Annotated in this window: 21 protein-coding genes; 13 read left to right on the forward strand and 8 right to left on the reverse strand. The window is 51.0% G+C overall.

Annotation, left to right across the window (positions count from 1 at the left end; genetic code table 11):
- The first annotated feature begins 4 nt into the window (after positions 1 to 4).
- From H8K26_RS12070 to H8K26_RS12090, 5 genes are all read left to right on the forward strand, one after another.
- A complete protein-coding gene (locus tag H8K26_RS12070; protein ID WP_190479832.1) occupies positions 5 to 1,363 on the forward strand; it encodes an O-antigen ligase family protein in 1,359 nt (452 codons plus the stop codon).
- 169 nt (positions 1,364 to 1,532) lie between these two features.
- Positions 1,533 to 3,278 (forward strand): lipid A export permease/ATP-binding protein MsbA, encoded by a 1,746-nt coding sequence (gene msbA / locus H8K26_RS12075; RefSeq protein WP_190479834.1) that lies wholly within the window; start codon positions 1,533 to 1,535, stop codon positions 3,276 to 3,278.
- A 158-nt stretch (positions 3,279 to 3,436) separates the two neighbouring features.
- Positions 3,437 to 4,492 (forward strand): lipopolysaccharide heptosyltransferase II, encoded by a 1,056-nt coding sequence (gene waaF / locus H8K26_RS12080; RefSeq protein ID WP_190479835.1) that lies wholly within the window; start codon positions 3,437 to 3,439, stop codon positions 4,490 to 4,492.
- Positions 4,485 to 5,078, forward strand: coding sequence for a Crp/Fnr family transcriptional regulator (locus H8K26_RS12085; protein WP_190479837.1), 594 nt, complete (start codon positions 4,485 to 4,487; stop codon positions 5,076 to 5,078). Before waaF ends, H8K26_RS12085 begins: the two co-directional genes overlap by 8 nt.
- 104 nt (positions 5,079 to 5,182) lie before the next feature.
- The gene (locus H8K26_RS12090) at positions 5,183 to 6,142 is read left to right on the forward strand and encodes a DUF808 domain-containing protein (RefSeq protein ID WP_190479839.1); all 960 of its coding nucleotides are present in this window, start codon (positions 5,183 to 5,185) and stop codon (positions 6,140 to 6,142) included.
- A gap of 108 nt (positions 6,143 to 6,250) precedes the next feature.
- Here the strand turns inward: H8K26_RS12090 and H8K26_RS12095 are convergent, their stop codons facing one another.
- Positions 6,251 to 8,116 carry a PHA/PHB synthase family protein gene (locus H8K26_RS12095; protein WP_190479841.1) on the reverse strand — a complete coding sequence of 622 codons (1,866 nt, stop codon included), beginning with the start codon at positions 8,114 to 8,116 and terminating at the stop codon, positions 6,251 to 6,253.
- A 187-nt stretch (positions 8,117 to 8,303) separates the two neighbouring features.
- Here H8K26_RS12095 and H8K26_RS12100 point away from each other — a divergent pair, with 187 nt between their 5' ends.
- The 8 genes from H8K26_RS12100 to H8K26_RS12135 all read left to right on the forward strand — a co-directional run bounded on the left by H8K26_RS12100 (position 8,304) and on the right by H8K26_RS12135 (position 18,773).
- Entirely contained in the window at positions 8,304 to 9,635 is a 1,332-nt protein-coding gene (locus tag H8K26_RS12100) for a TolC family protein (RefSeq protein WP_190479843.1), read from the forward strand.
- Between the two features lie 119 nt (positions 9,636 to 9,754).
- Positions 9,755 to 10,867: an HlyD family secretion protein gene (locus tag H8K26_RS12105; RefSeq protein ID WP_190479845.1), complete on the forward strand. Its 1,113-nt coding sequence runs from the start codon at positions 9,755 to 9,757 to the stop codon at positions 10,865 to 10,867.
- A gap of 14 nt (positions 10,868 to 10,881) precedes the next feature.
- Positions 10,882 to 12,894 carry an ATP-binding cassette domain-containing protein gene (locus H8K26_RS12110; RefSeq protein WP_190479847.1) on the forward strand — a complete coding sequence of 671 codons (2,013 nt, stop codon included), beginning with the start codon at positions 10,882 to 10,884 and terminating at the stop codon, positions 12,892 to 12,894.
- Entirely contained in the window at positions 12,891 to 14,045 is a 1,155-nt protein-coding gene (locus H8K26_RS12115; RefSeq protein WP_186885074.1) for an ABC transporter permease, read from the forward strand. The genes H8K26_RS12110 and H8K26_RS12115 overlap by 4 nt, the downstream gene beginning before the upstream one ends.
- A gap of 17 nt (positions 14,046 to 14,062) precedes the next feature.
- The gene (locus tag H8K26_RS12120; RefSeq protein WP_190479849.1) at positions 14,063 to 15,220 is read left to right on the forward strand and encodes an ABC transporter permease; all 1,158 of its coding nucleotides are present in this window, start codon (positions 14,063 to 14,065) and stop codon (positions 15,218 to 15,220) included.
- Positions 15,221 to 15,301: 81 nt separating this feature from the next.
- Complete coding sequence (gene fabI / locus H8K26_RS12125; protein WP_190479851.1) at positions 15,302 to 16,081, forward strand: enoyl-ACP reductase FabI; 780 nt, start codon at positions 15,302 to 15,304, stop codon at positions 16,079 to 16,081.
- 62 nt (positions 16,082 to 16,143) lie between these two features.
- Positions 16,144 to 17,568 carry a bifunctional enoyl-CoA hydratase/phosphate acetyltransferase gene (locus tag H8K26_RS12130; protein ID WP_223827001.1) on the forward strand — a complete coding sequence of 475 codons (1,425 nt, stop codon included), beginning with the start codon at positions 16,144 to 16,146 and terminating at the stop codon, positions 17,566 to 17,568.
- Complete coding sequence (locus H8K26_RS12135; RefSeq protein WP_223827002.1) at positions 17,565 to 18,773, forward strand: acetate/propionate family kinase; 1,209 nt, start codon at positions 17,565 to 17,567, stop codon at positions 18,771 to 18,773. The genes H8K26_RS12130 and H8K26_RS12135 overlap by 4 nt, the downstream gene beginning before the upstream one ends.
- On the opposite strand, the gene H8K26_RS12140 is transcribed toward H8K26_RS12135, so the two are convergent.
- The 7 genes from H8K26_RS12140 to hemF form a co-directional block, all read right to left on the reverse strand.
- The gene (locus H8K26_RS12140) at positions 18,759 to 19,796 is read right to left on the reverse strand and encodes an acyltransferase family protein (protein WP_190479853.1); all 1,038 of its coding nucleotides are present in this window, start codon (positions 19,794 to 19,796) and stop codon (positions 18,759 to 18,761) included. The two genes, H8K26_RS12135 and H8K26_RS12140, sit on opposite strands and share 15 nt — an antisense overlap.
- A gap of 21 nt (positions 19,797 to 19,817) precedes the next feature.
- Positions 19,818 to 21,284 (reverse strand): ribonuclease G, encoded by a 1,467-nt coding sequence (rng, locus tag H8K26_RS12145; protein ID WP_186885078.1) that lies wholly within the window; start codon positions 21,282 to 21,284, stop codon positions 19,818 to 19,820.
- Positions 21,285 to 21,296: 12 nt separating this feature from the next.
- Entirely contained in the window at positions 21,297 to 21,914 is a 618-nt protein-coding gene (locus H8K26_RS12150) for a Maf family protein (protein WP_190479855.1), read from the reverse strand.
- A gap of 18 nt (positions 21,915 to 21,932) precedes the next feature.
- Entirely contained in the window at positions 21,933 to 22,403 is a 471-nt protein-coding gene (rlmH, locus tag H8K26_RS12155) for a 23S rRNA (pseudouridine(1915)-N(3))-methyltransferase RlmH (RefSeq protein WP_190479857.1), read from the reverse strand.
- A 91-nt stretch (positions 22,404 to 22,494) separates the two neighbouring features.
- Entirely contained in the window at positions 22,495 to 23,199 is a 705-nt protein-coding gene (gene rsfS, locus H8K26_RS12160) for a ribosome silencing factor (protein ID WP_190479861.1), read from the reverse strand.
- Positions 23,189 to 23,875 carry a nicotinate-nucleotide adenylyltransferase gene (locus H8K26_RS12165; protein WP_190479862.1) on the reverse strand — a complete coding sequence of 229 codons (687 nt, stop codon included), beginning with the start codon at positions 23,873 to 23,875 and terminating at the stop codon, positions 23,189 to 23,191. The genes rsfS and H8K26_RS12165 overlap by 11 nt, the downstream gene beginning before the upstream one ends.
- Complete coding sequence (gene hemF, locus H8K26_RS12170) at positions 23,866 to 24,765, reverse strand: oxygen-dependent coproporphyrinogen oxidase (protein WP_190479865.1); 900 nt, start codon at positions 24,763 to 24,765, stop codon at positions 23,866 to 23,868. Before hemF ends, H8K26_RS12165 begins: the two co-directional genes overlap by 10 nt.
- Between the last annotated feature and the right edge of the window lie 27 nt (positions 24,766 to 24,792).

The following is a 24,792-nucleotide window of genomic DNA, read 5'->3' on the forward strand; positions in this document are numbered from 1 at the left end:
TTTCATGCCGACTGATAATCTCCTTACCGCTGACGCCATTGTCGTTCCAGCCGCACATCTGAGCGTGCCGCTGGAACGACACTGGCGTCAGCGATTGCCTGAGCAGATACTGATGTGTCTGCCGCTGACTCTGTTTTTTCCGGTCGGTGTGATGTATGCCGGTATCTTTTTTTTCTATCTCGCACTGATCCTGTCGGGACAAGCATCACGCAAACTGGATAACATCCGGCAGAGCCCACTGTTGATGCCGGTGCTGCTGCTGACGGCAGTCAGTGTCGTCATCGCACTGACGCAACAGCGACCGCCTGAGATGGGAAAAGAGTTCTGGCCCGCGCTGATGCATTACCAGACTTATCTGTTGCTACTGCCGTTTCTGGCGCTTGATGCGGGAGACTGGCAGCGCAAAGCGGTATCGGTTTTTTTTGCCGGTGCCGTGATGGCTTCGACCTTATTCGTTGCGAATTTCTTTCATGTCTTGCCGGATAACACGCTGTTCCACAGCTATGTTTTGTATCAGGGTAATAAAGCCATTTTGCTCGGCGTCTTGTTAGCGATCACGGCGGGCTGGATGCTGCATGAACTGCGTTTGCGACAAAAGCATTATCTGTTGCGCATTCTGGCGTTGCTGTACGTGGTGGCGGCCTTGGTGTTGCTGTCAAAGACGCGTACCGCGAGCCTGATGTTTTTCCTGATGGGCGGCCTGATCTTGTTGCGCAATCTACGATGGAATTTACGCAGCCTGTTGTTACCGTTGGTATTGTTGATCACCATCGCAGCTTGCTTGAAATATGTCGCAGACTTGCCGCGTCCGGCGAGTTGCGTTGTGAGTCAGGTGCAACTGCCACCATGGGATATCGCCAAATTACGTGCCGTTTGCACAATACAACAGGCGAACGATTTTGCGCATGGAAAAAAATCATCAGATGATGACGGCATGCGTGCTGAGATTTACCGGATTACCGCAGGCATGATTGCGGAAAAACCGTGGAGTGGACACGGCATTGCATCGTGGATGCCGAATTACCGGCAGCGCTCACAAGGTTTGAGCAGTAACGGCATGACGACGCCGCATAATGACTACTTGCTGTATGCAACAGAGTTAGGCATGGCAGGCGTTGCGGCCTTGCTGTGGATCTGGTTCTGTCAGTTCAGAATCGCCAGAAGAATGGCGCTCAGTAAAGATAATTCAACGAAAGACAAAGCTATGCTGCTGAGCATGTTAACCTTGGCGATGATGACAGGGGCGATGTTCAATGCGATTTTGCGCGATGCGGTGTTCGGTCTGGCATTCATGATTTTGCTGGCGATTCCACTAGCCGGTTTGCGTCAGAATATGCTCAGAGATAAAGCGAATCAGGCCTAAAGCAAATGGTGCCGGTTGCGTTGTGGCGATAGGCTTGAATGCACAAGTTGTGCAGGAACAGTTTTGATGGGGAATATTTCAGAATGAAAAAGCGATCCCCTATATCTGCTGCGCCTGACAGGTCAAAAATGCCTGAAAACCCGCATAAAATATAAGACATTATAAAAATATGAGTTTGATTAATAAAGAAACGATCACAGTATTTCAGCGGCTATGGATATCGGTACAGGCATATCGCTCGCGGATTTTGCTGGCATTGCTGACGATGCTGGGCACCGCGGCGACCGAGGTCATGTTTCCGAAAGTGCTGGGTTATCTGCTCGATCACGGCTTTAAAGGTGAACAATCGCATATGGCTTTATGGAAAATTCCGGTCGCGATTATCGGTATTTTTCTGGTGCGCGGCTTGTGTACCTTTACGACCAGCTATCTGATGAGCTGGATTTCCACCAAATTGCTGAACGAATTACGTGCCAAAATTTTTGATCGCATACTGAACGTGTCGGTCAGTTTTTATCAGGCAGAATCCAGTAGCCGCATCATCAACACTATCATGTTTGAAGCGCAACAGATTGTGGAAATGCTGAAGGTGTCGATGACGACACTGTTCCGCGATTCGCTGACGGTGCTGGTGCTGTTGCTGGCCTTATTGTGGCGCAACTGGCAACTGACTATTGTCGCGTTGGTGCTGATCCCGGTTATGGCGGTACTGGTACGCGGCGTCAGCAAGCGCTTGCGTAAGCTGAATCAGAATCAGCTGAGTGTGAATAATGAACTGACGCAAGTGATAGAAGAGGCGACCCGCGCCAATCAGGTGATCCGCATTTTTGGTGGTCAGCAATACGAGCAACAGCGTTTTGAAGATAAAAATGAAAAACTCCGTGGCTATGCGATGCGTACCACGGTGGCGGTGGCTTCCACCACGCCGCTGACGCAGTTGGCAGCTGCTTTTGCTGTCGCTGTGGTGATTATGATCGCGGTGTCGCAGGCAGCTGCAAATCAGACTACAGCTGGTAATTTTGCAGAATTTTTCACCCTGATGCTGCTGTTACTGACGCCACTGAAACGTCTGGCGGATTTGAATGGTCCCATGCAGCGCGGGCTTGCCGCATCGGAATCGGTGTTTGGTCTGATTGATACTTCGCCGGAAACAGACAGTGGTGAAAACCTGACGGCGCGCGCGCAAGGAAAACTGGAATTCGTGGCGACCAGTTTTGCTTATCCCGGACAAGAACAGCGCGCGTTGAACGATATCAACCTCAGCATACAACCGGGCGAAACCATTGCGTTGGTCGGCATGTCGGGCGGTGGCAAGACTTCGCTGGTGAATCTGGTGCCGCGTTTTTATACGCCTGTGAGTGGCGATATTTTGCTGGATGGACGTTCACTGAGCGCAATCTCGCTCACCAGCCTGCGCCAGCAAATAGCGATGGTGAGTCAGAATGTGGTGTTGTTTGATGATACTGTCGCTGCCAATATTGCGTATGGTGATCCGCAGCCCGATCCGGCGCGCATTGCTGCTGCGGTACAGGCGGCACATCTGAATGATGTCGTGCGTGATTTGCCGGATGGCTTGAACACCACTATCGGTGATAACGGCAATCGCTTATCCGGCGGTCAGCGTCAGCGTCTCGCAATTGCCCGGGCAATCTATAAAGATGCGCCTATCCTGATTCTTGATGAAGCGACTTCTGCACTCGACAGCGAATCTGAGCGTGCTGTGCAGGAAGCACTGGATGAACTGATGCAAGGGCGGACGACGCTGGTGATTGCACACCGGCTTTCCACAATTGAGCGCGCAAGCCGGATTGTGGTGCTGGTGGACGGACGGATTGCCGAGACCGGTACGCATACAGAACTGTTGACCAGAGACGGCGTGTATGCAAACCTGTATCGTTTGCAATTTGCAGATTAAACCAGATAACACGGTTGCTGCAGCAGCATTCTGAGCGTCTGAAGGTATTTGCGTATTGCTGGCATCAGTTTTGCGTAAACCCGATCAGTACTGTGTACTATGCTGTAGAACTTTTTTAATCCGGATGATGAGCTCTTTTTCATGGAACAAGTAGCACGATGATGCAATCAGTTTCACCACCAACGCCGCGATTACTGGTAATCGCTCCGAACTGGATAGGTGATGCAGTAATGGCGCAGCCATTGTTGCAACTACTCCGGCAGCAATATCCTCAGCATGCAATCGATGTGTTGGCACCGACATGGGTGGCACCGGTTCTGCGGGCGATGACTGAGGTTGACACTATATTGGAAACGCCGTTTAAACATGGCGCATTGCAATTGCGTGAGCGATGGCGTTTTGCCCGCTTACTGTGCAGGCGTGGCTATGATGCGGCCTATGTGTTACCAAATACCCTGAAATTTGCACTGCTGCCCTGGATGGCAGGAATAAAAAAGCGTGTCGGCTATAGAGGCGAAAGTCGTTACGGTCTGATCAATGTGATGCACTTTGACGATAAAGCGCATCCCCGACCTATGGTGACGTTTTATGCAGCACTGGCTTTTTCTCCGTCACCGCAGGCGACGTTGAACTTGCCAAGACCAACACTGACAGTCAGTGCTGCTCAACGCGCTGCGGCGTTGCAAAAGGCCGGTTTATCCGATGAAAAGCCTGTGATCTGCTTCGCTCCCGGTGCGGAATTTGGTTCCGCAAAACGATGGCCAGCCAGCCATTTTGCTACGCTGGCGAAATTAGTGCTTGCCAGTTATCCGGAAACCCAAGTCGTGTTATTGGGATCGCCTAAAGATGCATTGGTCTGCGATGAGATCGTGGCAGCTTGTCCACAAGTGCATCACCTGGCAGGTAAAACCTGTCTGGATGATGCGGTGGCGCTGATGTCAACGGCTATCGCGATGGTTGGCAACGATTCAGGACTTTTACATATTGCCTCGGCACTGAATCGCCCGGCTCTGGCCATTTACGGGCCGACCGATCCCGATCATGCGCCGCCATTTTCAGATATTGCGCATTCGTTTTCTCTGCGTCTCAAATGTGCCCCCTGCAAGCAGCGCGAATGTCCGTTGGGGCATCATGATTGCATGCAAAAATTAAGTCCTGATCTGGTCTGGCCGCATTTACAGTCGATTATGAAGGCGACCTCAGGTCGTGTTTAAGGACTCGGGCGAGATGCAGCAAATCAGGGATTTACTCGAACGTGCCGCTGGCAAGCCTTTGCCGGATTGGGACGTGTTACGTTCGTCGTATCAGTTACGCCAGTTCAGCAAAGGTGAAAATATCTTTGGCGCCGGAGAGTGGCAACCTTATGTCTATGTTGTCCGTTCCGGCATTGTGAAACTGACTTATCTCAGCGAAGGGGGCCAGGAGTGGATAAAGTCGTTTATCGGCGAGGCGGACTTTTTTGCCTGCCCGAACGTGTTGCTGGCTGGTTTGCGTACGGATTACTTTGCGACTGCGGTTGAGCAATGCGAGATTGAGCAGGTCGATTATTCGGAAATCAATAAGCTGATCGCGCTGCATCCAGACTGGCAGCGGGCGGTACGTCAATTATTGGAATGGCATATCGTGCGTAAAGAGCAGCGCGAGCGTGAACTTTTGACGATGGCACCGGAAGAGCGTTATCAGTCGTTTTTAAAAAACTATCCTGCGATTGCATCCCGCATACAGTTGCGCGATGTCGCCCATTATCTGGGGGTGACGCCGGAAGCATTGAGCCGCATCCGTAAGCGTATCCAAACCTGATCGGATGTCGCCGCATGTACGGGATTGCCGGTAACAGCATTTATGTGGCACTGATTTCCCGCACTGCCGTGGTTGTTTGAATTAAATTTAAGAGGAAGGGCATTATGGCCGGAGGAAGTCTACTCGCACTGTTTGATGATATTGCGACGGTGCTGGATGATGTGGCAGCGATGACCAAAATCGCCGCAAAAAAGACTACCGGTGTACTGGGAGACGATCTTGCCCTGAATGCTGAGCAGGTCGCAGGGGTACGCGCGAATCGTGAATTGCCGGTGGTCTGGGCGGTCGCGCTTGGTTCGATGAAAAATAAAGTGATACTGGTGCCGCTGGCGCTATTGCTTAATGCGCTCGCCCCTTGGGCGGTGACACCTTTGTTAATGCTGGGTGGCGCGTATTTATGTTTTGAGGGATTTGAAAAGCTGGCGCATAAGTATCTGCACAGCGTAGAAGAAGTCAGCAGCGAGCACGAGCAGTTACTGGCGGCCGTCGCCCATGATGACGCAAGCATCATGGCGTTTGAAAAAGAAAAAATCAAAGGTGCTGTGCGCACGGATTTTGTTCTGAGTGCCGAAATCATCATCATTACTCTGGGAACCGTAGCGTCTGCTCCGTTTTCCTCGCAAGTGACCGTATTAGCCATGATTGCAGTGATCATGACGATTGGTGTTTATGGTCTGGTGGCCGCGATAGTGAAACTGGACGATGTTGGTTTATATCTGAAGCGCAGAAATGCAACTGGCATTGTGCGGAGTTTGCTGCAAGTGACTGGTAATGGCTTGCTGGCATTTGCGCCACGGCTGATGAAATCTCTGACGGTGATCGGTACTATCGCCATGTTCATGGTTGGTGGCGGCATACTCACGCATGGCATTCACGCGATGCATGATCTGATACAGAATATCGCGCAAGGCGGAGCCGATCTGCCGCTGGTGGGCGGTGTGATCGCAGCGGTAGCCCCTTCGGTACTCGATATGCTGTTTGGTATTGTTGCCGGTGCGCTCGTTTTGGTGGTTGTGAATGTAGCGGAAAAGCTCAGACATCTATTCAGACGTAATGCCGCATAAGCAATGACGGCTGTACACGAATAATTGTGGGCGTTGATCGAAAAAAGAGGCAGGTTTTACCTGCCTCTTTTTTTTATCGGGAGTTATTTGACGGCGACTCCGTCGTTTTCAGGTTTCAAAAATATATTGTCCCGGTGCCGCTCCCAGATCCGCATCGTTGCGCGGCTGCAGGGCTTTGATTTGCGTTGCCGATGAATGTCTGGCCAGCCATTGCTGCCAGTAAGTCCACCACGATCCTTGTTCTGTTTTAGCTTCCTTCAGCCAGACATCAGGATCTTCATAGCTGGCGCCATGTCCCTTGCTTGGCATAAACTGATAGCTGCGATGGGCATGACCCGGCTCTGAAACAATGCCCGCATTATGACCGCCCGAGGCAAGTACAAAGTCGATGCTGGTATCGGTCAGTACATGAATTTTGTAAACAGAGCGCCAAGGTGAAACATGGTCTTTCACGGTTCCCACGACAAACATCGGTATTTGTATGTCTTTCAGTGCGACAGCGTGTTGGTGCACTTCGTAATGCCCCTTTGCCAGATCATTATGCAGGAACAGGTGTTTTAAGTATTCGCTGTGCATACGATAGGGCATACGGGTTGTATCAGCATTCCATGACATCAGATCATTCGGCTTATTGCGCAGCCCTAACTGATAGTCGCGCATGATTTTTGACCAGATCAGATCGCGGGAATTCAGTAACTGGAACGAACCAGCCATTTGTTTGCCATCGAGATAGCCTTGTTTCCACATCAGGGCGTCCAGCATGGCTAACTGGCTTTCATCGATAAATAATCCGAGTTCGCCTGGTTCACTGAAATCGGTCTGTGCCGCGAGCAAAGTAATGCTGCTGACCATGCTGGCGAATGGTTTTTCGCCATGAATTTTTTGCCCGGCCATCGCGGCAGCACCGATGGCGAGCAAGGTGCCACCGAGACAGTAACCGACCGCGTGCAACGGCTTTTTGCAAATGCTGTGAACTTCTTTTAATGCCGCAAATAAACCGCTGTCGAGATAATCATCCATACCGAGATCGCGATCGTCACGACCGGGGTTACGCCAGGAAATCATGAAGACGGTATGACCCTGCTCAACCAGAAAGCGCACCATGGAATTATGTGGTGACAGATCCAGAATGTAATATTTCATGATCCAGGAGGGAACAATGAAAATGGGTTCTGCATAAACCTTTGGCGTTTGCGGAGAATACTGAATCAGTTCAATCAGGTGGTTGCGGAACACGACTTTGCCCGGTGTGACGGCGACGTCCCGTCCCGGTTTGAATGGAGCTTGCTCCTCATCGTTTTCTTTATCTTCATTGGTCGGCAGACTGACGCCAACGTCTTCCAACCAGTGCGTGAACCCGGACAGGATATTTTTACCACCGCTCTGCTGCGTTGCTTCCAGAACTTCCGGATTAATCCAGGGAATATTCGACGGTGAGCTCATATCCAATAGCTGTCTGGCCATGAAGTTGACGACGTCTTCATGATGCGCCGTGACGCCACGTATACCGGTCGTCGCGGTATTCCAAAAATCCTGTGTTTGCAGAAACGCTTTCGACATTGCGTTAAATGGCCACTGCGTCCAGCCGGTATGGGAAAAGCGTGTGTCCGATGTACTGGCAGGGACGCTGTACTTTATCGCCTCGGCCGTGCTAGTTGCCGGTGTCGCTGCGTTAGGACTGAGCGTTGCTGCACGCATAAATGCGGGCCATTCGGCTGCTTGCTTTTGCAGCAGTCCGACCAGTTCCATTTGCTTGCCTGGCGTGGTCGCCAGATGCATAGCCCAGTCAGCCCACGCCAGATTGACACTGGCAGGCGAAATCCCGCCTGTCAGTTTCGCGATGTGATTTTGCAGCGCCATATCCATAGGATTGACGGGGGCTTCTTCTCCGGTCAGATAACAAATCTGGTCGTGATGTTCCTTATTTGCGGGCAGGGATGTTATCGTATCCTGAAGGGGCTTATTTGTACTCATCTGACTTTCCTTTAGCGGTAGTTCCGATTGTCACAAACTTCAAAAGGGGGTGAATTGATGCGAATCAATTCGATTGTGCAACATTATCAATACACTGCGATGACTAATGTCTGGTGCTAATATGAAAAACTTTGTTTTCAATCTTCATCGACTGCCATTATGCACTTGCCCGCTAAAACAAGGCGGCGTGAAAAAAAACAGTCACCCTCGAAAAATCCTATGGTTACCCGTCAGTTTGTTTTGCCTGCATTTGTTGACTCTGAGTGGCACGGCATATGCCGCAGAATCGCTGGAGCAGGCATGGGATATCGCTCTCAAGCGTGATCATGTGCTGGCCTCTGCGCAATACAAAGAGCAGGCAGCGCAACATCAGCTCAGCTCCGCGCAGGCGAATTACTTGCCTAAGCTCGCTGTCGAAGCTGGTTATTTAAGAACAGAATCGGAGCCTGCGGCCAAGATTAATATTCCTGCTTTGCCGATGCTGAAAGGCGCCAGTCTGCCATTTGCACAGGATTCTGCCTATTTTGGCGGCGTGACGGTGTCCGCACCGCTGTACACCAGCGGGAAAATTTCATCCGGGGTGGCTGCTGCACGGGCGCAGGCCGATGCCAGCGAAGCACGCACCAAGCTGACCCGTAGCGAGTTAAAACTGGCGATAGCGCAGTCGTATATTGCCGTGCTGCGGGCGGAACACGCGAACGAGGTTGCGAAAAGCCATATCAGCGCGGTGAGTAAGCATGTCAGCGACGTGCAGGAATTGTTCCTGCAAGGTTACGTGGCTAAACATGATTTACTGGCTTCTCAGGTTGCCCTTGCAAATGCGCAGCAACTCGGCTTGCAGGCAGCGAATGCGCTGGAACTGTCGCGTGCCGCGTACAACCGCTGGATGGGGCGCCCATACGATCAGACGGTGGAGTTGGTCGATATTGGTCTGGCAGGTCAGACACCGGCTGAAAGTGATCTGAATACCTTATTACAGACCGCCAATACCCAGCGTAAAGAATTGCAGGAACTGACGATGCAAAGTTCGGCATTGCAAAATCAGGCTGCCAGTGTACGTGCCGGGCATTTGCCGCAAATCGGCGTCAGTGCAGGCTATAGCAAACTGGAAAATCGCTATCTGGCCGAAGATAAAGCGTGGTGGGTTGGCGTTGTGATGAAATGGGAGTTGTTTGACGGCGGGCTGATCCGGAATCAGGCATCACAACTTGCAGTCAATGCACAGGCTGTGCGCGAAGCTGAACTTGATGTCCGGGAAAAGATCGCCTTGCAGGTGCGCCAGTCCTGGTTGTCTCAACAAGAGGCGAACGCCCGCATGCAACTGGTTTCTAAGGCAGTCGAACAGGCCGATGAAACCTTACTGCTGGCGCGTGAACGTTATCGCTCAGGCCTTGCGCCGAACAGCGATGTGCTGGATGCAGAAACCCGTCGTTTGCAGGCTTACTCGAACCGGGATAATGCCTTGTACGACAGAGCCTTTGCGCGTCTGCAATTACAACATGCTGCCGGACAGCTTTGATATGACTACACATCAGTCACCGTTCACTCAGCACCTGATCGCGAGCAGTCGCCGTGCACATCAAGCGTACGCTGGCTTGTTTCTGCCTTGCGTCCCCCTTTATCAATGTGAGAATACAGATGGAAAAAAATCGTAAGTTTATCGGCCCTGCATTGTTGGGCGTTGCCGCCATCGTGATTGGCGTTGGATTTTTTTATTATCTTGCCAGCAGCCGGAAACTACCTGAAGGGCTGATCGCTGCCAGCGGCCGCATTGAAGGTGATCGTATCGTCGCTGCCGCAAAATATCCGGGCCGCATCAATAAAATATTCGCCAGAGAAGGTGACACCGTGGCGGCTGGTACGGTTGTCGCGCAACTGGAAGACACCAGTTTTCAGGCGAAAGCTGAGCAGGCCAGGCAGGCACTGAATGCGACCGATGCGCAATTGAAAGCAGCACAAGCGAATTTAGATATTGCACAACGGGAAGTGCCGATGGGCGTCAGTGTTGCTGATGCTGGCGTCAGTCAGGCACAGGCGACGCTCGCTAAGGCCAGCGCGGTTGAACAGCAGGCGCGGCGCGATGCACAAAGACACAAAGAATTGTTTGAGCGTGGTGTCATCGAACGTCACCGGTATGAGCAGGCTGATCTCGCATGGCAGGTTGCGCAATCGGATGTGAAAGCCTCACAGGAAGCAGTGAAACGCGCGCAGCAAGGCTTATCTCAGGCAGGGCTGGGAACAGATAAGGTCAAAGCCAGACAACAGGAAGTTGAAGCCTTACGGGCGCAACGCGACAGAGCGGCCGCTGCAGTGGCGGAAGCCGATTCTGTGCTTGGCGATCTGGTGATCAAGTCGCCTGCAAGCGGCATCGTATTGACGCGTTTGCGGGAACCGGGCGAAGTGGTTTTACCTGGTGGCGCAGTCGTTGAAATGGTGAATCTGGATCAGTTGCATTTAAAAGTCTATGTGCCAGAATCAAAAATCGGCCAGTTGCGTCTGGGCTTACCAGTGCGTATCTACACGGATGCACAACCGGATCAGTTTTATGAAGCGACCGTCAGTTATATTTCCTCACGTGCTGAATTCACCCCGAAAGAAGTGCAGACCACGGATGAGCGCGTGAAACTGGTGTATGCCGTCAAACTGGCGATTGCAAAAAATCCTGACCATAAGCTGATGCCGGGAATTCCAGCCGATGCTGTTATACGCTGGAAAGAGAATATCACCTGGCAAAAGCCACGCTGGAAATGAACTTGTCTGCGGCAATGAAACCTGATCAACAGTCAGACGCGGATAGCGTTGCTGCACCGTCTGCATCGTCCGCACCGGTGGTGGATGCGCGCGAGCTGACTAAACGGTATGGCGATACCGTTGCCATGGATGGCATCAGTCTGCAGGTACAGGCAGGCGAAATTTACGGTCTGATAGGGCCGGATGGTGCGGGTAAAAGCAGTTTACTCAAAGCCGTTGCCGGTGTGCTTGCCCATGACGGTGGTGACTTACGGGTATTCGGCTGCCTGATTAATTCTGAAAAATCCAGCGAGCAGATCAAAGACCGCATTGGTCTGATGCCGCAAGGGCTGGGACAGAATTTATATGGCGATTTATCGGTAGAAGAAAATATCGATTACTTTGGCGGCTTGCGTCTGCTGAGCCGTGAAGAACTGCGTACGCGCAAGGAAGCATTGTTACGCAGCACCCGGCTTGAGCGTTTCCGTGACCGCCCGATGAAGAATCTTTCCGGCGGCATGAAACAAAAGCTGGGTCTGGTTTGTACCCTGATACATGAGCCTAAACTGGTCATTCTGGATGAGCCGACGACGGGGGTTGATCCAGTATCCCGACGTGAATTCTGGAGCATACTCTCGCGCTTGCTGAAGGAAAAGGGAATCACCGCGCTGGTATCAACGGCATACATGGATGAGGCCAGCCGTTTTCATCGCGTTTCTTTGATGCATGCCGGAAAAATTCTGGCATCAGGAGAACCGGAAAAGATCAGGATGCTTGCGCAAGGCGCTATTGTCAGCAGTGTCTGCGCTGATGCCTCGCAACAGGTGGCGGCGGTACATCGTCTGACGCAGACGTTCCCACAGTTGGAAGTGCTCGGGCAAGACATGCGAATTTTTGTCGATCAGCCAGATCCTGCGTCAGCAAAAGCTGAAGTGGCGTCTTGCCTGCAAGGCATACCGCAGCAGCGGACCGAGGTGCTGGAACCTGAGTTGGAAGACGTATTCATCGCCTTACTGAGAAAAAAAGATCTGGCCGGGAAAGACGAAAAAAACAGCGCAGCACAACCTGCCGCGCAACGACATCCAGACAATGGCCTGGCAATTGAAGCAGTGAATCTGAGTCGGACTTTTGGTGAATTTAAAGCCGTTGACCAGGTCAGTTTTCAGGTGCCGCAAGGCGAGATATTTGGTTTGTTGGGCGCGAATGGTGCCGGAAAAAGCACCGTCATCAAAATGCTGACGGGAATACTGAGTCAGACCGATGGCAAAGGGCGGGTTGCCGGTGCAGACATGCGCACGGCAGGACGCCAGATACGTGAGCGCATTGGCTATATGTCGCAGGCATTCTCGCTGTATCTGGATTTATCGGTGCTGGAAAACATTCGCTTATATGCCGGTATTTATGGCCTGACCCGGCAACAAACAGCAGCGCGCATGGATTGGATACTTGACATGGCAGGTTTGCGCCCGTTTGGTAAAGCACTGGCCGCCAGTTTGCCCATGGGCTTGCGGCAACGGCTGGCGCTGGGATGCGCGCTGATACACCGGCCACAAGTATTGTTTCTGGATGAACCAACCTCGGGCGTTGATCCTATGGGACGACGCGCATTCTGGGATGTGCTGTTCCGCCTCTCGCGGGAAGAGAATGTGACGATACTGGTGACGACGCATTACATGTCGGAAGCCGAACATTGTGATCACCTGGCGTTGATGTATGCCGGGCGTATCGTCGCCGATGCTTCCCCCGATCAGTTAAAAGCCGATGTAGAAAAAGAGGCTGGCAAACTCTATGAAATTCAGACCGGCGATGCGCAGGCGGCTTTGGATCGTTTGCAGGCCGCAGGTTATTCAAGTGCGGCGTTGTTTGGTTCGCGAGTCCATGTGCTGATGCCTGACGATGAACAGGCGTTGCGTCAGATGGCGGATGTGATTGCGGATACAGGAGTGCTGAAAGTGTCACCGAAACGTCTGGCGATGGAAGATGTGTTCGTGCATATCGTGACTCGCCTTGAAGCGGAAGATGCGAAAGCCAGAGGAGAAAAAATATGAATCTGCGCCGTATCCGGGTGGTCGCATTTAAAGAGTGGCGCGAAATCGTTCGTGACCGGCTGTTTTTTGCATTAGCTTTTTTTGTACCGTCTCTGCTGATGCTCTTGTTCGGTTATGGCTTGTCGCTGGATGTGGAAAATATTCCGCTGGCGATAGTCGATTACGATCAGTCTGTTACTTCGCGTGACTATGCACATCGTTTTACAGATTCCCGTTATTTCTCATTTCAAGGTTATGCCAGACATGAGAAAGAGGTGGAAAAACTCGTCATCGATAATACCTTGCGGGCGGTGATCGTGATTCCGCCGCAGTTCGGACAAAATCTGAAAGCGGGGCGCTCTGCGGAAGTACAGACCTGGATAGACGGTACGTTTCCGTTCCGCGCTTTGACCACCAAAGGCTATGTGACGGCAATCAACGCGGCGATCAATGTGGAAAATTTATCGGCACATTTTTCTGCAATGACCGGTATCAGTCAGGAAAAAATACGCAGCAGTTTGCAACCGGTCAAACTGGAAACACGTTACCTCTACAATCAGGAAGTCAAAAGCATCTGGTCGGTCGCACCGAAATTAATCATGGTGATTCTGATGCTATCACCGCCATTTCTGACCGCGCTGGGGGTGGTCAGGGAAAAAGAGTCTGGAGCCATCTATAACGTCTATTCCTCCACCTTATCCCGTGGCGAATATCTGATCGGCAAATTGCTGCCGTATGTAGGTATTTCTATCGTCAATGCCTGTGCACTGAGCGGATTTGCGCTGCTGTTATTTGGCGCGCCATTTAAAGGTGATCCCTTGTTCTTCCTTATCTCCACGATACTGTATGTGATCTGCACGACGGGTATCGGTTTGCTGGTATCGGTGATGGTGAATACGCAGGTGGCGGCGATGGTGGGGACTGCTATCGTGACCGTGGTACCAGCGGTACTGTACTCGGGAATGATTATTCCGATTCCATCGTTATCGGCCATTGCCGCGGTGATTGCACATCTTTTACCCGGGATGTATTACGCTGAAATTACGATAGGCAGTTTTCTGAAAGGCGTTGGTTTTGCCGCTTTGTGGATGGATTTGCTGATACTGACTCTCTATGCGGCAGCCTTATTTACCGCCGGATTTCTGGCGTTTCACAAACGTCCGGATAATTGAGCGATGAGGAAACTGACATGATATTTCTGTTTGACCGGGTCTGGTGGAGTCGTTTGCAGGCGATGATCTGGAAAGAGTTATTGCAACTCTTACGTGATCCTGTATTGCTGGTGTTTGTGCTGTATGCATTCTCGGCGGATATTTATAACGCGGCGTCCGGCGTCTCGTTTCAGTTGAATAATGCGGCATTGGTGTTGTTTGATCTTGATCGCAGCGCCGCATCACGCGAACTCGCCGGACGCTTTATGCCGCCGGAGTTTCGCTGGGCAGGTGCGATCGATCATGCAAAGCAAGGGCAGCAGTTGCTTGATGATGGCAAAGCGATGGCTGTGTTGGATATTCCTCCGGGTTTTGGCGCAGCGCTGACGCGCGGCGATAACACTTCTGTGCAATTGCAGATTGATGCGTCGAATTCTGTGCTGGGTTTTTTAGCTGCCGTTGACGCCACCCAGATTGTGGCTCGCTATGGGCTGGAACAGGCGGCAGGCAATCTCGGTTTCAGTTCTGATTTATCTGCGCTGGATGCCCCGGTCATCAACAATAACAGCCGGGTCTGGTTTAATCCGAATCAGAACGACGCCTGGTTCATGGGCATTTCAGAGTTGCTCAACGTGGTGACCTTATTTTCTATGTTGCTGCCGGCAGCGGCGATGGTCAGGGAGAAAGAACGCGGTACGATAGAGCAATTGCTTGTCTCACCGTTGTCACCTTTGCAGATTATGATTCCTAAAATTGTGGCGATGGTGGCGGTGTTGCTGGGTGGAACAGCATTGGGTTTGTTCGGTATCTTAGTCCCGATCTTTTCTATTCCGGTCAGCGGTAGCCTGCTGTTATTTTTTGCTTTAACTACTCTGTACGTCAGCACGTTGGCGGGTATAGGCATCTGGATTGCAACGTTGACGAACAACATGGCGCAGGCCGGTATGATGGTGATTCTGATACTGGCACCGATGATGTTTTTATCCGGTGCCTGGACGCCGCCCGAAGCGATGCCGACGCTGATGCGCTGGGGAATGTATGTGTCGCCACTGTATTACTACATCAATGCCAGTTATGGCATTTTGATGAAAGGCGCAGGCATCAGCATATTGTGGCCTTTGTTTTCGGGCATTCTTGTTATCGGTTGTATCGTCAGCGGCGCGACCATATTACGTTTCAAAAAACAGTTTGGTTAAAACTCATTTCATCAATCGGGGTGAGTTGAGTTCTGAATTGAATCGCAGATTGAAAACTTGTGAATAAGAACAGGAATTAAGATGATAAATACAGGCGGCAGTTTTTCACTGGCAGGAAAGCGGGGCTTGATTATCGGCCTCGCCAACGAGCATAGCATTGCTTATGGCTGCGCGGCGGTGTTAAAAAAAATGGGCGCCTCGCTGGTCGTTTCCTGTGTGAATGAGAAAGCGCAGACTTATGTTGCGCCTCTGGCGGCAGAGCTTGAGGCGCCCCTGATTGTCTGTAATGTTGAGCAGGACGATGCGCTCGAATTTCTGGTGAATGCGAGCGTCAGCCATCTCGGACAGATCGATTTTCTTATTCATTCCATTGCATGGGCACCGAAAGAAGATTTGCAGGGCAGGGTGATAGATAGTTCTGCTGCCGGGTTTTTGCAGGCTATGAATATTTCCTGTCACTCTTTCGCCCGCTTGGCGCGTTTATGCGAACCGCATTTAAGCCAGAGTGCAAGCCTGATCACAATGAGTTATCTGGGTGCAGATGAAGCCGTCGCAAACTACGGGCTGATGGGGCCGGTCAAAGCGGCACTGGAATCTCTGGTGCGATATCTGGCGATGGAAATGGGGCAGAACGGCCACCGTGTCCATGCGATGTCGCCTGGCCCGGTACCAACCCGTGCCGCATCAGGATTACAGGATTTTGACGCACTGATGTCCAAAGCCGTGGCACGTTCCCCGTTGCAGCGTTTGGTGAGTCTGGATGAAATCGGGCAGCTTGCCGCATTTCTCGTCAGTGACGCCTCTTCCGGAATGACGGGGCAGACTTTATATGTCGATGCTGGTTATCATATTGTGAATTAATCATTTCTTGCATCCTTCTGTTTTTTCCGTTCCCACGTTTTATCTCTTTCTGGAATACCACTATGAATGACCGCATGAATAGCGATACCAATGTGCCTGACATGATAGTCAATGTTATCTATGACGAATTACAGATCGGTCAGACTGCCAGTGATATCAAGACTTTGAGTAATGAAGACATACAGGCATTTGCGGCGATTTCAGGTGATGTGAATCCTGCGCATCTCGATCCGGAGTATGCCGGCAAAACTTTATTTCACGGAGTGATTGCACATGGTATGTGGGGCGGGGCGCTGATTTCCAGTGTGCTCGGCACGCAGTTGCCGGGACCCGGCACAATATATCTCGAGCAGGATCTGCATTTTGTAAAACCTGTGCGTATCGGCGATACGCTGACGACGACGGTGACGGTGGCCGCAAAAGATGATGAAAAAAAGCGCGTTACGCTGAGTTGTGAAATCGTGAATCAGCATGGTGCACGAGTGGTGTTCGGGAACGCGCTGGTGATTGCACCTGTTGAGCGGGTCAGTCGCCCGCGTGCGCATTTACCTACTGTCACCATGTTCGATCTGGGTGCCCGTCAGCAAAAATTGCTGGATAGTGTACGTAGTCTGGCCGCAGTACGTTGCGCGGTAGTTCATCCGTGTGATGCTGATTCTCTGGCTGGCGCACTGGATGCGGCGAAACAAGGACTGATCGTGCCTGTGCTGGTGGCACCGTTGGCCAAACTGAATGAAGTAGCCCAACTCGCGCAACTGGATATTTCTGGCATCGAAGTGATTGATGTGCCACATAGCCATGCGGCGGCAGAAAAAGCGGTTGCAATGGCAGCTGCGGGTGAGGTGGAAGCCTTAATGAAAGGCAGCCTGCATACCGATGAATTGATGGGGGCTGTCGTCCATTGCCCTGCATTGCGTACCAAGCGCCGACTTTCTCATGTTTTTCACCTTGATGTTCCCATGTATCACAAGGTGTTGTTACTAACCGATGCTGCCTTGAATATTGCCCCTGATCTGCTGGAAAAGGCCGATATTCTGCAAAACGTGATTCATCTCGCGCATGCACTGGGAACGGCTGAACCGAAAGTGGCGATCTTATCGGCAGTCGAAACAGTGAATCCGAAAATCGCTTCGACGCTCGACGCAGCGGCCTTGTGCAAAATGGTGGATCGCCGGCAGATTACCGGTGCGATTGTTGACGGGCCACTGGCATTTGATAATGCGATTTCTGCAGAGGCGGCGAGGATCAAAGGTATTACGTCTGTGGTCGCTGGTCACGCAGATATTCTGATGGTTCCTGATCTTGAATCCGGGAACATGCTGGCGAAACAGTTTGAATATCTTGCCGGTGCATCGACGTGTGGCGTGGTACTCGGTGCACGGGTGCCAATTGCTCTGACCAGTCGTGCTGATGGGCCAGCGGCGCGGGTTGCTTCCGCAGCGCTGGTCAAATTATTGGCGCATGAATACAGAAAAAATACGCCATGAAAATGAGTGCGATTTTATCGGTGAATTCTGGCTCATCAACCATTAAGTTTGCGCTTTACCCTCTGCATGATAGTCAGGTAGACGCCGCTAGTATGTCCGGCATCGTGGAAGGGCTGGAACCCGGTGGACAGCCTTGCATACGTCTGGATGCCGGTGACATCAGGCAGCAGTTTGTTCTGGAAGATCTGGAACTCGATGCGGATGGTGACTCGTTTGCTGCCGTACTCAAAGCCTTGCGGGAATTAATCGACCAGCATAGTGCAGGCATACGTATTGCCGGAGTTGCACACAGGATAGTGCATGGTGGTGCGCGCTATGCCGAGTCAGTGTTGATCGATGATGACACCATGACTTATCTGCGGACGCTGAATACGCTTGCTCCGCTGCATCAACCGCACAATCTGGATGGTGTGCTGGCGTTTCAGAAAGCCTATCCCGAAGTGCCGCAGATTGCCTGTTTTGATACGGGTTTTCATGCACAGATGCCTGTGACTGAACGTACGATAGCTTTGCCGCAAAGTTTACGTGAAAAGGGCATTTGCCGTTACGGTTTTCACGGGCTGTCTTACCGTTATGTGGCTGGTCGTCTGCGACAAAATTCAGACAAAGCTGACCAACGTGTATTGATGGCGCATCTGGGCAATGGCGCCAGCGTTTGTGCGATGAAAGAGGGACGTAGCGTCGCGACGACGATGGGTTTTTCTGCATTAGACGGACTGATGATGGGAACCCGTTGCGGCGCGCTTGATCCCGGTGTCATCCTGCATTTATTGCAGGCAGGATGGAATGCGAAACAACTGGAAAAAACCCTGTACAAGGAATCCGGGCTGTTAGGCGTTTCTGGTATTTCGGCAGATATGCGAACCTTGCGCAGCAGCGGACAGGCGCAGGCACAAGCTGCGATAGACTTATTTACGTATCGCGTCATCCGTGAAGCTGGCGCTTTAACCGCCTGCCTGAACGGCGTCGATGTATTTGCGTTCACCGGAGGTATCGGTGAGCACGATGCGATCTTACGACAACAGGTCGGTGCCGGGCTGGAATATCTTGGCGTCAGGATAGATGAGGAGAAAAATCTGGCGGCGAGTGGCGATGAAATCTGCGCAATTCATGCAAGTGACAGTCGGGTTGAAATCTGGGTTGTTCCTACGGATGAAGGGCGCATTGCCGCTATGGACGCTTTTGATTTGCTATTTCCGGGCTAAACGCACTTTCAAAGATAAGCCCGCTGGTGGCATGAATAAATAACGTAAGCCGTGCAATCCTGCATTTTTTGAAAGCTGATACGCGGCCACCGGTATCAGTAATCCTGCCAGGCTGCCGATAATTAAATGTGGGGCGGCGCTTTGTATATGCAGTAATTTGCTTAACACTATCCTGACGCCGCTGCCGGTCAGGATATGCATCAGATAAATCGGCATTGAGCAGTATCCCAGCATCGCCAGCCATGTCATCCACTGTTGATTCCATTGCGCCAGCAACACCGCTGTGCTGCAGATCAATGCAATTCCTGCGATTGCCAACGCCAGATTCAGTACAGACTTATCGGTATAGAGCAGATGCAGTTGGGCATGGAATAAATATTCCAGTCCGGTGAAAATTGCGACAGCGCATAGTGTTGCTGTGAGTGCCTGCTTTTTCAGTACGTCTTTCCAGCGCAAGGCGTTCATTCCCAATACAAAGAAAATCAGGTAGCTGCTGATAAAATCCAGAGGAAAAGGTAGTTGCACAAACATCTGTAAAAACCAGGCGGCGAGTGCTGCCAGAGGTAATACCCATTCGGGTAAAGACTGACGTTCGCGATACAGCATTGCCATCAAAACGAAAATGGCAAATAACACATACAGAAACCAGAACTGCGCCCGTGGCTGCCAGAACAGTGATAACACTTCGCCAGTCGTTGTCGAAGAAGTGGTATACCCGGATAAAAAAACCTCAATAAAGCCCTGTAGCAATGACCAGAGAATATACGGGTACAGCACGCTGTCAAGTTTGTCGGCGATTAATCCGGTGCGGCCATATTTTTGCAAGGACGGTAAAAAAAACAGTCCCGACAAAAAGAAGAACAAAGGCATGTGGAAGCTGTAAATGACGCTGTCAATCAGCTTGAACAGTTCCGCATCGACCTTGATGCCAGCATTGAATACACCGCGACTCACGTGACCGTACACCACTAACAGTATGCCCAGGCCTTTGGCGTAATCAACCCAGTGATCGCGGTTTTGCATGAAATAAAATAAGCAGAAAAATTACATCAGGATGATGTCGTATTGTTCCTGATGGAACACGTTTTCAACCTGCAGTGAAATCGGTTTGCCAATGAAGTCTCCGAGCATGGCCAGATGTTGTGATTCTTCTTCAAGGAACATATCGACCACGACCTGCGACGCCATGATGCGGAATTCACGCGGATTAAATTGTTTCGCTTCACGTAATAATTCGCGCAAAATTTCGTAGCAAATAGTGCGGGCAGTTTTTACCTGACCTTTACCATTGCAGGCAGGGCAGGTTTCGCACAATACATGCGCCAGTGATTCACGGGTGCGTTTGCGCGTGACTTCAACCAACCCCAGCGCTGAAAAACCAGACACAGACAGTTTGGTGCGGTCACGTGACAATGCCTTGTTTAACTCAGACAGCACGGCAGCTTTGTGTTCTTCATTCTCCATATCAATGATATCGAGAATAATGATGCCCCCCAGATTACGCAATCTCAGTTGTCTGGCGATCGCGTGTGCCGCTTCCAGATTGGTTTTGAAGATCGTGTCGTCAAAATTGCGACCAGCGACAAAGCTTCCGGTGTTCACATCAATCGTCGTCATCGCTTCAGTCTGATCGACAATCAGATAACCGCCAGATTTCAGATCAACACGGCGGCCTAAGGCGCGTTCAATCTCTTCTTCCACGCCATACAAATCAAACAGCGGACGTTCGCCCGTATAGTGTTGCAGCTTGGGTAGTACGGAAGGCATATAATGCCTGCCGAATTCTTGTAGCATCAGATAATTCTCGCGCGAATCGACTTGAATATTTTCTGTTTCTTCATTGACGAAATCGCGTAAGACTCTTTGCGCCAGATTCAGATCCTGATACAGCAAGGTCGTTGGCGGCTTGGTTTTGCCAAGCTGGGTGATCGTAGACCAGGTGCGGCGCAAGTAATCGACGTCAGCTTTCAAATCTTCATCAGATGCATCTTCCGCCATCGTCCTGACAATGAATCCGCCTTTTTCATCGGCCTGTTGCAGACTTTGTACTTTACTGCGCAATGCTTCGCGCTCTGCTTCATTTTCAATTTTCTGAGAGATGCCGATATGGGTGTCCTGCGGCAGAAACACCAGCATGCGTCCGGCAATCGAGATCTGGGTGGACAGGCGTGCACCTTTCGTTCCTATCGGGTCTTTAATGACCTGAACGATGATGGCCTGGCCGTCAAACAGCAGCTTTTCTATCGGCGTCAGTGGTGCATTCGAACTACCCTCCTGAGGGCGTGCATCCCAGATATCGGCAACGTGTAAAAAAGCCGCCCGCTCCAGACCTATATCAATGAAAGCCGACTGCATGCCGGGCAGGACGCGCACGACTTTGCCGAGATAAATATTGCCGACAAGGCCGCGGGATAGGGTTCTTTCTATGTGCAATTCTTGCACTGCTCCCTGAAAAATCAGAGCAACGCGGGTTTCTTGTGGCGTAATATTAATGAGGAGATTTTCGCTCATGAAGTTCAGAAATTAAGGGATAAAAATTCCAGACTGACGTAACACCTGACAAGTCTCAAATAACGGTAATCCCATGATGCCAGAATAACTGCCATTAATGTGGGAAATAAAACGCGCTGCAGCACCTTGTATACCGTAGCCACCAGCTTTATCGTAGGGTTCTGGCGTGTCACAATAATCCTGAATTTGCTGTGCAGTTAATGCCGCAAAGCTGACTTCCGATACTTGTGTTGCCGCGATAAGACCATGTTCGTGTTGTACCGCGATACTGGTCAATACTTCGTGGGTGTTTCCTGCCAGTAGTGTGAGCATCGATACCGCTTCGTCGCGGTTGGCCGGTTTCCCAAGTATTTTCTGATCAATCACAACGGTGGTATCTGCTGCCAACACGGGACGCACCGGCAGCTTGCGCATGTGTATAACCTTCCATGCCATTTCAGCTTTTTCTTTGGTCACACGGCTGACGTAGTTGTGAGGTAACTCTCCGGGTAACACAATTTCTGTCACGTCCGGACCACGCGGCGGTATATCTCGGAGCAGGAGTAATTCATATTCGATACCGACCTGCGTGAGCAACTCGCGGCGGCGCGGACTTTTTGATGCGAGATAGATTTTATTTTCGCGTTGCATTTTTATGATCTACTCAATTTATACGCGGTGATAAGGATGATTTTGCGTGATGGACCAGGCGCGATACAACTGCTCTGCCAACACGACTCTGACCATGCCGTGCGGCAACGTCAGACTTGAAATTCTGATCAGCGTGTCCGCTTTTGCTTTGAATTCTGCATCCAGACCATCTGCACCACCGATGACAAAAACCACGTCCCGCCCATCCTGTTGCCATAGGCTCAGATTCTGTGAAAGGGCGACGCTGGTCCAGTCTTTACCGCGTTCATCTAATGCGATGACGCGCGCATTTTTGGGAATGACGGCTTCGATTTTTGTGCGCTCTAACGCCATGACCGTTTCCGCCGTTTTGCTGCCAGAACGTTCTACGGGCTTGATTTCTTTCAAGTGTATCCGGCATTCAGGTGGCATCCGTTTGGCGTATTCCTGAAATGCCATTTCTATCCAGTCTGGCATTTTATGACCAACTGCGGCGATGATGAGTTGCATAATATTTTTTAAAAAACTGAAATGAGCTAAAGGTCTGGCGCAAACAAATGGCTGCGCAAGGCAGCCATTTGGTAATTCAGAACAGCGCAGATTACTCGGCTGTTTTTTTACGGGCAGGACGTTTGGCAGCAGCTTCTTTTGCCGATGCCACGGCTGCTTTAGTCGCAGCGACTTTAATACGGCCACCAGTCGGAACTTTTGGTGCTTTCACTGTGCTGCCATCGACTGCTTTGCGGGCAGCAGGTTTGCGTGCAGGTTTCGCGTCGCCATCCACTGTTTTCGCCACGCGTGGTTTGCGCGCTGGTTTTTTCTCATCGTCGATCGTGGTCTGAATCGCCATCATGTCGTGCGTTACTTCCAGAGGTGCTGCTTTACCTGCTGTTTTGCGGACACGTTTTGGCTTTTCTGCATCGTCAGAGGATGTTGCTGATGCTGCAGGTTTTGCCGTGCGTTTTGCTGCGCCGAGTTTGACAGGTTTGTCGCCCCAGATTTCTTCCAGACGATAGTAAGCGCGGATCGCTGGTTGCATGATGTGCACAACCATGTCGCCCAGATCGACCAGTACCCATTCACCGGTGGTTTCACCTTCGACGCTGATGACCGTGCCGCCATTTTCTTTGACCTTATCGCGGACGGATGCGGCCAATGCCTTGGTCTGACGATTCGACGTTCCTGATGCAACCAGAACACGGTCAAACAGACTGGTCAGGTGCATAGTGTCAAACAATTGTATGTCTTGTGCTTTCACATCTTCGAGAGCATCAATGACCAGTGTTTGTAATTTTTTAATATCCATTATTTTGATAAATTGAATGTTGTTGTATGTAGTCTAGCACCTTGTGAGTGACTAGCAATCTGATTGTCGGGTTATGCTGTTTTAATTCTTTACGCAGTTGGGTCGCGGATACATCAATGGCCAGACTTGAGTCCAGATAAGTTCCTCCGGCAGCACTGGCACGCATTTCTTCTGGGCTTATCATTCTTTCCTGCCACTCTTTCGTCACTTCAGGGCAGGCGAGGCTGATATCGAATCCGGGACGACTTGCAGCACATAAATGCGCGACGCCGAATAAGTCTTTCCACTGATGCCATGTGTGCAGATTCAGCAATTGATCTGCTCCCATGGCAAAACAGATAGAGGCTTGCGCCCCCAGTTCTGTTCGCAGTTCGCGTAGCGTTTCTATGGTGTAACTGGCGATATGGGCTTCTGCGCGTCGTATTTCCTGCTCATCAATGATCAGCTTGCAGCCTGACCATTCTTCAAAAGCCAGCTTCAGCATACTGACTCTTTGCTCTGATGTAGCCGTCAGAGCGGATTTTTGCCACGGTTGTCCGGCTGGGATAATGCGTAATTCATCCGGTTTAAGTACATCGCACAAATGCTTTGCCAGTGCGATATGGCCAGTATGGACAGGATCAAAACTGCCACCCAGAACCAAGGCGCAATAAGGATTTTTACTGCTTAAACCCATTCCCTGTGCACCAGAAAATAATTTGTTAATTGAGCCTCGGCACTATCAGTTTCCGGAGCCCAGTTGTAGCGCCATTTTACGACAGGGGGCATAGACATCAGAATGGATTCCGTCCGCCCTCCTGATTGCAGACCAAAATGTGTGCCACGATCAAACACGAGATTAAACTCCACGTAGCGCCCACGACGATATGCCTGGAAATCCCGCTCCCGCTCACTGTAGGAGAGTTCTTTGCGTTTTTCAAGAACTGGCAGGTAGGCAGGGATGAAAGCGTCACCGACTGCTTTGGTCATCGCAAAACTCTGCGCAAAATCTAATTCGTTGAAATCATCGTAAAAAATGCCGCCGACACCACGCGCTTCCTTGCGGTGTTTTAAATAAAAATACTCATCACACCACTTTTTAAAACGCGGATGCAAATCACTGCCAAACGGGCTCAGTGCGTCTTTGCAGGTTTGATGAAAATGGCGTGCATCCTCTTCGAAACCGTAATACGGTGTCAGATCCATGCCGCCGCCAAACCACCAGACCGCATCTTTACCTTCCGCATGGGTGGTGAAAAAACGCACATTCATATGTACAGTTGGCGCATAGGGATTGCGTGGATGTAAGACGAGTGAGACACCCATTGCTTCCCATTTTCTGCCTGCCAGTTCCGGGCGGCTGGCTGCTGCTGACGGCGGTAAATTGTTGCCCATGACATGGGAAAAATTTACCCCGCCCCGTTCAAAAACATGACCTTCTTCGATCACGCGGGAAATGCCGCCGCCACCATCAGGGCGTTCCCAACTGTCACTGATAAACTGATGTCCATCGGCAGCCTCAAGCGAGGCAACGATATTCGCTTGCAATGACAGTAAATAATTTTTAACGGCTTGTGTATCGGTCATTATTATGGTGATCAGGGTGATCTTCAA

This window comes from Cognatundibacterium aquatile, from assembly GCF_014699135.1.
In the GTDB taxonomy this organism is placed as follows: domain Bacteria; phylum Pseudomonadota; class Gammaproteobacteria; order Burkholderiales; family Burkholderiaceae_D; genus Undibacterium; species Undibacterium aquatile.

What these genes read in the sequence shown, in the direction of transcription:
- H8K26_RS12070 (WP_190479832.1), top strand. Translation starts at nt 5, where the DNA reads ATGCCGACTGATAATCTCCTTACCGCTGACGCCATTGTCGTTCCAGCC.
- msbA (WP_190479834.1), top strand. Translation starts at nt 1,533, where the DNA reads ATGAGTTTGATTAATAAAGAAACGATCACAGTATTTCAGCGGCTATGG.
- waaF (WP_190479835.1), top strand. Translation starts at nt 3,437, where the DNA reads ATGATGCAATCAGTTTCACCACCAACGCCGCGATTACTGGTAATCGCT.
- H8K26_RS12090 (WP_190479839.1), top strand. Translation starts at nt 5,183, where the DNA reads ATGGCCGGAGGAAGTCTACTCGCACTGTTTGATGATATTGCGACGGTG.
- H8K26_RS12095 (WP_190479841.1), bottom strand. Translation starts at nt 8,116, where the DNA reads ATGAGTACAAATAAGCCCCTTCAGGATACGATAACATCCCTGCCCGCA.
- H8K26_RS12105 (WP_190479845.1), top strand. Translation starts at nt 9,755, where the DNA reads ATGGAAAAAAATCGTAAGTTTATCGGCCCTGCATTGTTGGGCGTTGCC.
- H8K26_RS12110 (WP_190479847.1), top strand. Translation starts at nt 10,882, where the DNA reads ATGAAACCTGATCAACAGTCAGACGCGGATAGCGTTGCTGCACCGTCT.
- H8K26_RS12115 (WP_186885074.1), top strand. Translation starts at nt 12,891, where the DNA reads ATGAATCTGCGCCGTATCCGGGTGGTCGCATTTAAAGAGTGGCGCGAA.
- H8K26_RS12120 (WP_190479849.1), top strand. Translation starts at nt 14,063, where the DNA reads ATGATATTTCTGTTTGACCGGGTCTGGTGGAGTCGTTTGCAGGCGATG.
- fabI (WP_190479851.1), top strand. Translation starts at nt 15,302, where the DNA reads ATGATAAATACAGGCGGCAGTTTTTCACTGGCAGGAAAGCGGGGCTTG.
- H8K26_RS12130 (WP_223827001.1), top strand. Translation starts at nt 16,144, where the DNA reads ATGAATGACCGCATGAATAGCGATACCAATGTGCCTGACATGATAGTC.
- H8K26_RS12135 (WP_223827002.1), top strand. Translation starts at nt 17,565, where the DNA reads ATGAAAATGAGTGCGATTTTATCGGTGAATTCTGGCTCATCAACCATT.
- H8K26_RS12140 (WP_190479853.1), bottom strand. Translation starts at nt 19,796, where the DNA reads ATGCAAAACCGCGATCACTGGGTTGATTACGCCAAAGGCCTGGGCATA.
- rng (WP_186885078.1), bottom strand. Translation starts at nt 21,284, where the DNA reads ATGAGCGAAAATCTCCTCATTAATATTACGCCACAAGAAACCCGCGTT.
- H8K26_RS12150 (WP_190479855.1), bottom strand. Translation starts at nt 21,914, where the DNA reads ATGCAACGCGAAAATAAAATCTATCTCGCATCAAAAAGTCCGCGCCGC.
- rlmH (WP_190479857.1), bottom strand. Translation starts at nt 22,403, where the DNA reads ATGCAACTCATCATCGCCGCAGTTGGTCATAAAATGCCAGACTGGATA.
- rsfS (WP_190479861.1), bottom strand. Translation starts at nt 23,199, where the DNA reads ATGGATATTAAAAAATTACAAACACTGGTCATTGATGCTCTCGAAGAT.
- H8K26_RS12165 (WP_190479862.1), bottom strand. Translation starts at nt 23,875, where the DNA reads ATGGGTTTAAGCAGTAAAAATCCTTATTGCGCCTTGGTTCTGGGTGGC.
- hemF (WP_190479865.1), bottom strand. Translation starts at nt 24,765, where the DNA reads ATGACCGATACACAAGCCGTTAAAAATTATTTACTGTCATTGCAAGCG.